An 8,885-nucleotide genomic window follows, 5' to 3' on the forward strand; every position below is an offset into this window, starting at 1 on the left:
CTCTTCCGGGAACGGCGGGAACGGCTTGTCCAGCAGGTCCAGTTCGAATTCGGCAATCGGCAGGTGCAGTGGACGTGGCTGAGGCGCAGGTCCCGGTTCTGGCAGCGGTTGGCCGGCGGCAAGCACCAGAGGGCGAACCCAGTTGCTTTCGAAGGTCTGCTGTTTTTGCTGGGTGGCGATTTCTTCCGGCGGGAACGGCGGGAAGGGTTTGTCCAGCAGGTCGAGTTCAAATTCAGCGATTGGCAGGAACAGCGGCTCAGGCGGTTTGACTTGGGTTTCTGTCACTTGGCAGTTGCGCTGGCTGACAATGTGCTCGAGCAATTCGGCGCCGAGGGTCGGTTCAACAGCCTCATCGAGGGCAACTGGCTGGTAGCTGCCAGGCGCCGGTGCGTTATCACCCAGTTGATCGGCCAGGGCCCGGGCAAAAAAATCCTGCCACAGGTGACTGACGCCGCTCAGGGCTTGGGTGTTGCGCAGGCTGTAATCGCCGTAAGGGGAGATGACGCCTATCGATGTGGATTGAATGTCTGACATTTTTCTCGGTCGACGCTCAGCTCTGGCAAAATGCCGTTCACCGTTGTTATCGGCCGTTTTTGCCGATCCTTAATTTTTTGAGCATGTTTCCAAGAATGAACAACTTCCATGAGTGATCAACCCGCGGCCTGCCGCATCCATGTTGAGGCCCTGGCCCCGGCCTTCCAGCCGCAGGCCGAGCACTGGGCACAGCGCCTTGACCTGCCGTTGCAGGTGGACGATGGCGAGTTTGCCTTGCAGGTCGGTGAGCAGGGGTTGCAATTGCAGCAACTGGGGCCGGATGCGCCGGGACCGGTGCGGGTGGACTTCGTCGAAGGCGGCGCGGCCCATCGCCGCTTGTACGGCGGCGGAAGCGGCCAGATGATCGCCAAAGCCGTCGGTGTGGCCCAGGGCGTACGTCCGCGTGTGCTGGATGCCACGGCCGGGTTGGGCAAGGATGCGTTTGTGCTGGCCAGCCTGGGCTGTGAAATGAGCCTGATCGAGCGCCAGCCGCTGATCGGCGCATTGCTTGAGGATGGCCTGGCCCGAGGCGCGGAGGACTTCGACGTGGCGCCGATCGTCGCCCGCATGCGGTTGCTCAAGGGCAATTCCATCGAGGTGATGCGCAACTGGCAAGGCGAGCCGCCCCAGGTGATCTACCTGGACCCGATGTTTCCTCATCGTGAGAAAACGGCCCTGGTGAAGAAGGAAATGCGCCTGTTCCGGCCGCTGGTGGGCGACGACCTGGACGCTCCGGCGTTGTTGGCCGCGGCCCTGGCCCTGGCGACTCACCGCGTCGTGGTCAAGCGCCCGCGCAAGGCACCGTGCATCGAAGGGCCAAAACCCAGCCACGGGCTCGAGGGTAAATCCAGCCGCTACGACATCTATCCCAAGAAGGCGCTCAAGGCCTGAGACCGCGTCGCCTCCATCGCGAGCAGGCTCGCTCCCACAGATGTGTGTTGTGTTAACTACACCTTACCCTGTGGGAGCGAGCCTGCTCGCGATGAGGCCCGCCCAGTCGGCGAGAATCTATCAGATGATCTGCGGCCGATAAGCCCGCATAAACAACCCCACCACTTCCTCGACATGAGCCTCGGCCGCTGCGGCTTCCAACGGTGCGCCGCAGCCATACAGCAAGCGGAAATTCGCCGCACCCTTGATGAGGCAGAAGAAGTGTTCCGCCGCATTGCGCGGTTTGTCGATGCTCAGGGCGCCGCTCTGGTTGACCTTGTTCAGCAGCCTTTCCATGCCTGAGAGCATCCGTTGCGGGCCTGCTTCGAAGAAGATCGTCGACAGCTGCGGGTCCTGACTGCCCAAGGCCATGATCAACCGATGCAGGTTCACCGATTCGTCGCTGTTGATCAGTTGGTGAAAACCACGGGCAATGTTCAGCAACACATGTTCGATCGGCACGCCGTCAGGCCATTCGAAGAAAAGCGGCGGCACTTGCTCTTCACACTTGGCCACCACGGCAGCGGAAAACAGCGTTTCCTTGTCGTTGAAGTGGCTGTAGACCGTCAGCTTCGACACACCGGCCTCGGTGGCGACCGCGTCCATGCTGGTGTTGGCATACCCCAGGCTGACGAAGAGTTTTTTTGCCGCGTCGAGAATGGCCTGGCGCTTGGCCAGATCCTTCGGACGGCCTGGGCCGGTGGGAGGTGAAAGATTGTTCGACATTATTCGCTTTTAATACTGGACTGGTGAGTTTGCTATTAATAACATACTCGTCAGTATAATTATTCCAAGCACCATTAGCGAAAGGTCACTCGCCATGTTCCGCTATGCCTTGCCCCTCGCCCTGCCAGTGAGCCTGGTTTTTTTATTGTCTGCGTGTGGTCAGGACGAACCTGTGTCCCTTGCCGTGCGCCCCGCCATGGTGGTGCAGCCAGAGCCTTCGGGCCAGGCGATGGAAAGTTATCCGGGGGAAGTCAGGGCGCGATTCGAGCCAGACCTGGCCTTTCGCATCGGCGGCAAAGTAAGCCGACGACTGGTCGAAGAGGGCCAGCGAGTCAAGGCCAACCAGCCCCTGGCCGAGCTCGATCCCCAGGACGTGCGCCTGCAGCTGGAAGCCACCCGTGCCCAGGTCGCCGCCGCCGAAGCCAACCTGAACCTGGTGCGCGCTGAACGTGATCGCTACAAAACCTTGATGGAGCGGCAGATGGTCAGCCGCTCCCAGTACGACAACGCAGAAAACCTCTACCGCTCCGGTGCCGCGCGGCTCAAGCAGATCAAGGCTGAATTCGATGTCGCCAGCAACCAGGCCAGTTACTCGGTGCTGCGTGCGCCACAGGATGGCGTGGTCGCCCGGCGTTCCGTGGAGGTCGGGCAGGTGGTGTCGGCCGGTCAAACGGTCTTCACCCTCGCCACTGACGGCGAGCGTGAAGTGCTGATCAGTCTGCCGGAGCAGGGCTTTGGCCGGTTCAAGATTGGTCAGCCGGTCTCGGTGGAGTTATGGAGCCAGCCCGATCAGCGTTTCAGCGGACGCATCCGCGAACTGTCGCCAGCCGCCGATCCCAGATCCCGCACCTTCGCCGCTCGCGTTGCCTTCACCGCCGGCAGTGTTCCGGCTGAGTTGGGTCAGAGTGCCCGAGTGTTTATCCAGACCGGCGACCAGGTGTCGCTGTCGGTGCCGCTGTCGGCACTCACCGCCGAGAACGGCGCCACTTACGTGTGGGTAGTCAACGGCAATAACACCCTGAAAAAAGTCCCGGTGCGCGTCGGCCCGTTTGGCGAAAAAAACGTTCCGGTGCTTGAAGGGCTGAGCCCCAATGACTGGGTCGTCGCAGCCGGTGTGCACGTGCTCCTCGACGGCCAGCAGGTGCGGCCGGTGGATCGCTCCAACCGCGTGGTCAATCTGGCGGCCAAGGAGTAATCCCCGATGGGCTTCAATCTTTCCGAATGGGCGCTGCGTAACCGCCAGATCGTCCTGTTCCTGATGTTGCTGCTGGCAATCGTCGGCGCGCTTTCCTACACCAAGCTCGGCCAGAGCGAAGACCCGCCGTTTACCTTCAAGGCCATGGTCATTCGCACCAACTGGCCGGGGGCTACGGCCGAGGAGGTTTCTCGCCAGGTCACCGAACGCATCGAAAAGAAACTGATGGAAACCGGCGATTACGAAAGAATCGTCTCGTTCTCCCGCCCGGGCGAATCCCAGGTGACTTTCATGGCTCGCGATTCCCTGCATTCGGCGCAGATTCCCGAGTTGTGGTACCAGATCCGCAAGAAGGTCAGTGACATCCGTCACACCTTGCCGCCGGGCATCCAGGGGCCGTTTTTCAACGATGAGTTCGGCACCACCTTCGGCAATATCTATGCGCTGACTGGCGATGGTTTTGACTACGGCGTGCTCAAGGATTACGCCGATCGCATCCAGATCCAACTGCAACGGGTCAAGGATGTGGGCAAGGTCGAACTGCTGGGTTTACAGGACGAGAAAATCTGGATCGAACTGTCGAACGTGAAGCTGGCGACCCTCGGCGTGCCGCTGGCGGCAGTCCAGCAGGCGTTGGAAGAGCAGAACGCAATATCGACCGCAGGCTTTTTCGAAACCGGCAGCGAGCGGGTCCAGCTACGGGTATCGGGAAATTTTCAGACAGTAGAAGAGATCCGCGACTTTCCAATTCGTGTCGCTGATCGCACGTTCCGTATCGGCGATGTCGCGGATGTGCATCGCGGTTTCAACGATCCGCCAGCCCCGCGCATGCGCTTCATGGCCGAAGATGCCATTGGTCTGGCCGTGGCGATGAAGGACGGCGGCGACATTCTGATTCTGGGCAAGGCCCTGGAGGCGGAGTTTGCCCGTATCCAGAACAACCTGCCGGCCGGCATGCAATTGCGTAAGGTCTCGGACCAGCCGGCGGCGGTGAAAACCGGTGTTGGCGAGTTCGTCCAGGTGCTGGTGGAGGCCCTGACGATCGTGTTGCTGGTGAGCTTCTTCTCCCTCGGGCTGCGGACCGGGATGGTGGTCGCCCTGGCGATTCCGCTGGTGCTGGCGATGACCTTCGCCGCGATGTATTACCTGGGCATCGGCCTGCACAAGATTTCCCTTGGCGCGCTGGTGTTGGCGTTGGGTCTGCTGGTGGATGACGCGATCATCGCGGTCGAGATGATGGCGATCAAAATGGAGCAGGGCTTCGACCGGATCAAGGCCGCCAGCTATGCCTGGACCAGCACCGCGTTCCCGATGCTCACCGGTACGCTGATCACCGCTGCGGGTTTCCTGCCGATCGCCACGGCGCAGTCAGGCACCGGTGAGTACACCCGTTCGATTTTCCAGGTCGTCACCCTGGCGCTGCTGGCCTCCTGGGTGGCTGCGGTGGTGTTCGTGCCGTACCTGGGGGAGAAACTGTTGCCGGACCTGGCGAAAATTCATGCCGCCAAACACGGCACCGCTGATGGCCAGTTCGACCCCTACGGCACGCCGTTCTACCAGCGTGTCCGGCGCTTGGTGGAGTGGTGCGTGCGGCGGCGCAAAACCGTCATCGTGCTGACCGTGCTGTTATTTGTGGGCTCGGTGGCGCTGTTCCGTTTCGTGCCACAACAGTTCTTCCCGGCCTCGGGGCGACTTGAGCTGATGGTCGACCTGAAGCTGGCCGAAGGCGCGTCCCTGAGCAACACCGCCGAGCAGGTCAAGCGCCTTGAAGCGCTGCTCAAGGACCACGCGGGCATCGACAACTACGTGGCTTATGTCGGCACCGGTTCACCGCGTTTCTACCTGCCGCTGGATCAACAACTGCCGGCACCCAGCTTCGCCCAGTTCGTGGTGCTGGCCAAGACCATCGAAGACCGCGAGCCCCTGCGCAGCTGGTTGATCACCACGTTGAACGAACAGTTCCCGGCCCTGCGCTCGCGGGTCACGCGCCTGGAAAATGGCCCGCCAGTGGGTTATCCGGTGCAGTTTCGCGTGACCGGTGAGCACATCGAACAAGTCCGGGCCCTGGCGCGGAAAGTGGCGACCAAGGTTCGTGAAAATCCCTACGTGGCCAATGTGCATCTGGATTGGGAAGAGCCGAGCAAGGTGGTGTACCTGAACGTCGATCAGGACCGCGCCCGAGCGTTGGGCGTGAGTACGGCTAACCTGTCGAGTTTTTTGCGCAGTTCCCTCACCGGCTCCAGCGTCAGCCAATACCGGGAAGACAACGAACTGATCGAGATTCTGCTGCGCGGCACGGTGCATGAGCGCACCGAATTGTCCCTGCTGCCGAGCCTGGCGGTGCCGACCGACAATGGCACAAGCGTTGCGCTGTCGCAGATCGCGACGCTGGAATACGGCTTCGAAGAAGGCGTTATCTGGCACCGCAATCGCCTGCCAAGTGTGACCGTGCGGGCTGATATCTATGGCAAGGAACAACCGGCGACCCTGGTGCAGCAGATCTTCCCGACCCTGGCCCCGATTCGTGCCGAGCTGCCGGACGGTTATCTGCTGGAAGTGGGCGGTACGGTAGAGGATGCCGCCCGTGGCCAGCAATCGGTGAACGCCGGCGTGCCGCTGTTCATCGTTGTGGTGCTGACGTTGCTGATGCTGCAATTGCGCAGTTTTTCCCGCACGGCCATGGTGTTTCTCACCGCGCCCCTGGGACTGATCGGTGTCACGCTGTTCCTGCTGGTGTTCCGCCAGCCGTTCGGTTTCGTCGCCATGCTGGGCACCATCGCCTTGTCGGGGATGATCATGCGCAACTCGGTGATTCTGGTGGACCAGATCGAACAGGACATCAAGGCGGGGCTCGCCCCGTGGCAGGCGATCATCGAAGCCACTGTGCGACGGTTCCGCCCGATTGTGCTCACCGCGCTGGCGGCGGTGCTGGCGATGATTCCGCTGTCACGCAGCCTGTTCTTTGGCCCGATGGCGGTGGCGATCATGGGCGGGCTGATCGTGGCGACGGCGTTGACGCTGTTGTTCCTGCCGGCGTTGTATGCGGCGTGGTTCAGGGTCAAGAAGACCTGACACGATCCTGATAGCACTGAAGATCAAATGTGGGAGCGAGCCTGCTCGCGATGGCGGAGTATCAGTCAACACAGATGTTATGGCTGATACCGCTATCGCGAGCAGGCTCGCTCCCACAGTGTTTTTGCGCTGAATCTCAGAGCGTACCAAACACCTTCTTGGCCAAACTGCTCGCCGCCGCCGCAGGGTTCTGGCGGATGGTGGCTTCCTGTTTGCCGATCATCTCGAACAAACCGTCCAGCGCTTGTTCGGTCACGTAGTTTTCGATGTTGGCGCTTTTGGCGTCCAGCACGCCGAAGGTCGCCGCTTGGCCTGCGAACGTGTTGTATTTCTGCGCCAGGCCAACCTTGTCGGTGGCTTGCTTGACGATGGGCAGGAACTTGGCGCGGATCTGCTCGCGGCTGCTCTTGTTCAGGTACTGCGTGGCGGAATCGTTGCCGCCGCTCAGGATCCCCTTGGCATCGCTCACACTCATGTTCTTCACGGCATTGACCAGGATCGGCTGGGCCTGGACCACAGCGGCTTCAGCGGCCTGGTTCATGCTGGCTTCCAGTTGTTCGACCTGATCGCCCATGCCAAAGGCTTTCATCTTGCTGGCGACTTTACCGAGCTTGCCCGGCAGTTCGATCTTCACCTCGGGGTTGTTGCTGAAGCCACCGGGTGTGCCCAACTGCTTGACGGCTACTTGGGCGCCCTGGGTCAGTGCGTCCTTGAGGCCGCCGGTGGCGTCCTTCTGCGAGAGGTCGGCCAGGGACAGGGCCATGGTGTTGGCGCAGAACAACAGGCCGGCGCACAGGCTGGTGAAACGGAGCGTAGAGCGGAGCATGGCAGCTTCCTTGAAAAAATTAGAAAGAGAAATCAGCGGGCGGCGTTGACGCGGATCTTCAGCGGCTGTGGATCTTTGCCATCGAGCTGCACGGTGTGTTGTTCGGTGGTGATGAACATCAACTGGCCGTCCACTTCAATGCGCGCGCTCACGGCATAGCGATGGCCGGGTTTGACCTGGGCCGGATCATAGCTGAGGTGAAACGGCAGCGGGACCTGGCCCTTGACCGGACCGCTCTGTTCATCAAGCACCACCGCGGGGGCGTCGGCCAGGGACACATCCTGCAGGCTCACGCTTAAGACAGCGGTAGGCGGCAGGGCGATGCGCTGCAGGTAGAACACTTCACCGTCGAGACTGTTTTTGCTCGCCAGCGGTGCGCTGGAGCAGGCACTGAGTAAGGTGGCAACGGCGACGAGAAGAAGCTTTTTCATTGGGGGCATTTCCATATTGAGGGCGCCAGAGAGAACCTGGCGCCTGTGGGGTCAGTCCGCAACCACCGGGATGACCTGATCTGCCGCATCTTCACTGCGATGCAACGCCACCTGACGGATCGACAAACGGATCTCCGCCGGCAGGACCCGCTTGGCCGCACCTTCGGCCAGTTCACCCAGCAGCTCGTGATAGCTTAGCTTGCCCGCTTCGTCCCGGCGCAGTACGTCCAGGTCCAGCATTGTCTGGATGAAATGCCGGAACAGGCTCTTGTCGAAGAATTCCGGTGCGTTCAAGCCGTGCAGGATCGACAGGCGCTGGGCCATGACCGTGCAGAGGTCTTCCAGTTCTTCGGCGCTGATGCTGTTCTGGCCGCTGTTGAGCAGCAGGGAGACGGTCATGTAGAAGCGCTGCAAGGTCTGCGCGATGCTCTTGGACAACAGGGTCAGCAGCACGAAATGCCGTGAGCTCGGGGCCGGGCGCAGATACAGGTCTTTTTCGAAACGCAGCAGCCCTTGTTCGACGAACGCTTCGAGCCATTGGTCGACCACGGCGTCCAGTTCTTCCAGTGACCAGCGAATGAACAATTCCGATTGCAGATAGGGGTACAAGGCGCGGGTGTAGCGCAGGATCTGTTCGCGGCTCATGCGCGAAGTGCTTTGGAAGAAACTCGCCAGCAACGCCGGCAGGGCAAAGATGTGCAGCACGTTGTTGCGGTAGTAGGTCATCAGGACGGCATTCTGCTCGTCCAGATACAGAATCTTGCCCAGGGCATCGCTCTGTTCCGACAGCAGGTGCATGCCTTTGACGTGCTCGATCAGCGCTCGACCATCGCCCTCGGGCAAGGTGGTGTGAGGCGAGTACGGCACTTTGCGCAACAACGCCAGGTACAGGTCCAGCACCCGGGCCATGGCACGGTCGTCCAGGGCCAGGCGGCTGGTGGACAGCAGCGCCAGGGCGACCAGGTTGACCGGGTTGATGGCCGCCGCTTCGTTCAGGTGCCGGGCCACCCGCTCGCCGAGGCGGTGGGTGGTTGCGTTGAGCCAGGCCGGTTTGAATTGCGGGCCCAGCTCCTGTTGGCGCCAGCCTGGCTGTTCGCCGTCGAGAAACTCCGCCAGTTTGATCGGCTCACCGAAGTTCACCGCTACTTGGCCGAAGCGCTGCTTGAGGGCA

The 8,885-nt window shown here is 61.3% G+C and carries 7 protein-coding genes and 1 pseudogene; 3 read left to right on the forward strand and 5 right to left on the reverse strand.

The window, feature by feature from the left end:
• Positions 1–534, reverse strand: a 534-nt coding sequence (locus GSM73_RS03920; RefSeq protein ID WP_160891749.1) for an energy transducer TonB, incomplete at its 3' end; no start/stop codon positions are given.
• 108 nt (positions 535–642) lie between these two features.
• Between GSM73_RS03920 and GSM73_RS03925 the strand changes: the two genes are divergently transcribed.
• Positions 643–1,425: a class I SAM-dependent methyltransferase gene (locus GSM73_RS03925; RefSeq protein ID WP_047227542.1), complete on the forward strand. Its 783-nt coding sequence runs from the start codon at positions 643–645 to the stop codon at positions 1,423–1,425.
• 120 nt (positions 1,426–1,545) lie between these two features.
• On the opposite strand, the gene GSM73_RS03930 is transcribed toward GSM73_RS03925, so the two are convergent.
• The gene (locus tag GSM73_RS03930) at positions 1,546–2,190 is read right to left on the reverse strand and encodes a TetR/AcrR family transcriptional regulator (RefSeq protein ID WP_160891640.1); all 645 of its coding nucleotides are present in this window, start codon (positions 2,188–2,190) and stop codon (positions 1,546–1,548) included.
• A 94-nt stretch (positions 2,191–2,284) separates the two neighbouring features.
• Here GSM73_RS03930 and GSM73_RS03935 point away from each other — a divergent pair, with 94 nt between their 5' ends.
• Both GSM73_RS03935 and GSM73_RS03940 read left to right on the forward strand, forming a co-directional pair.
• Positions 2,285–3,385 carry an efflux RND transporter periplasmic adaptor subunit gene (locus GSM73_RS03935; protein WP_160891642.1) on the forward strand — a complete coding sequence of 367 codons (1,101 nt, stop codon included), beginning with the start codon at positions 2,285–2,287 and terminating at the stop codon, positions 3,383–3,385.
• A 6-nt stretch (positions 3,386–3,391) separates the two neighbouring features.
• Positions 3,392–6,457: an efflux RND transporter permease subunit gene (locus GSM73_RS03940; protein WP_047227545.1), complete on the forward strand. Its 3,066-nt coding sequence runs from the start codon at positions 3,392–3,394 to the stop codon at positions 6,455–6,457.
• Between the two features lie 136 nt (positions 6,458–6,593).
• Here GSM73_RS03940 and GSM73_RS03945 read toward each other — a convergent pair whose 3' ends face one another.
• The 3 genes and pseudogenes from GSM73_RS03945 to GSM73_RS26850 form a co-directional block, all read right to left on the reverse strand.
• On the reverse strand, positions 6,594–7,283 hold the full coding sequence (locus GSM73_RS03945) for a DUF4197 domain-containing protein (RefSeq protein ID WP_076386199.1): 690 nt from the start codon (positions 7,281–7,283) through the stop codon (positions 6,594–6,596).
• Positions 7,284–7,315: 32 nt separating this feature from the next.
• Positions 7,316–7,714, reverse strand: a complete 399-nt coding sequence (locus GSM73_RS03950) for a YbaY family lipoprotein (protein WP_047227547.1) — start codon at positions 7,712–7,714, stop codon at positions 7,316–7,318.
• A 51-nt stretch (positions 7,715–7,765) separates the two neighbouring features.
• Positions 7,766–8,885 (reverse strand): annotated as a pseudogene (locus GSM73_RS26850) (glycerol-3-phosphate 1-O-acyltransferase); the annotation flags it as partial.

The organism is Pseudomonas sp. PICF6, from assembly GCF_009831705.1.
Taxonomy (GTDB): domain Bacteria; phylum Pseudomonadota; class Gammaproteobacteria; order Pseudomonadales; family Pseudomonadaceae; genus Aquipseudomonas; species Aquipseudomonas rhizophila.

Coding starts and splice junctions, on each gene's coding strand:
- GSM73_RS03925 (WP_047227542.1), top strand. CDS start 643: ATGAGTGATCAACCCGCGGCCTGCCGCATCCATGTTGAGGCCCTGGCC.
- GSM73_RS03930 (WP_160891640.1), bottom strand. CDS start 2,190: ATGTCGAACAATCTTTCACCTCCCACCGGCCCAGGCCGTCCGAAGGAT.
- GSM73_RS03935 (WP_160891642.1), top strand. CDS start 2,285: ATGTTCCGCTATGCCTTGCCCCTCGCCCTGCCAGTGAGCCTGGTTTTT.
- GSM73_RS03940 (WP_047227545.1), top strand. CDS start 3,392: ATGGGCTTCAATCTTTCCGAATGGGCGCTGCGTAACCGCCAGATCGTC.
- GSM73_RS03945 (WP_076386199.1), bottom strand. CDS start 7,283: ATGCTCCGCTCTACGCTCCGTTTCACCAGCCTGTGCGCCGGCCTGTTG.
- GSM73_RS03950 (WP_047227547.1), bottom strand. CDS start 7,714: ATGAAAAAGCTTCTTCTCGTCGCCGTTGCCACCTTACTCAGTGCCTGC.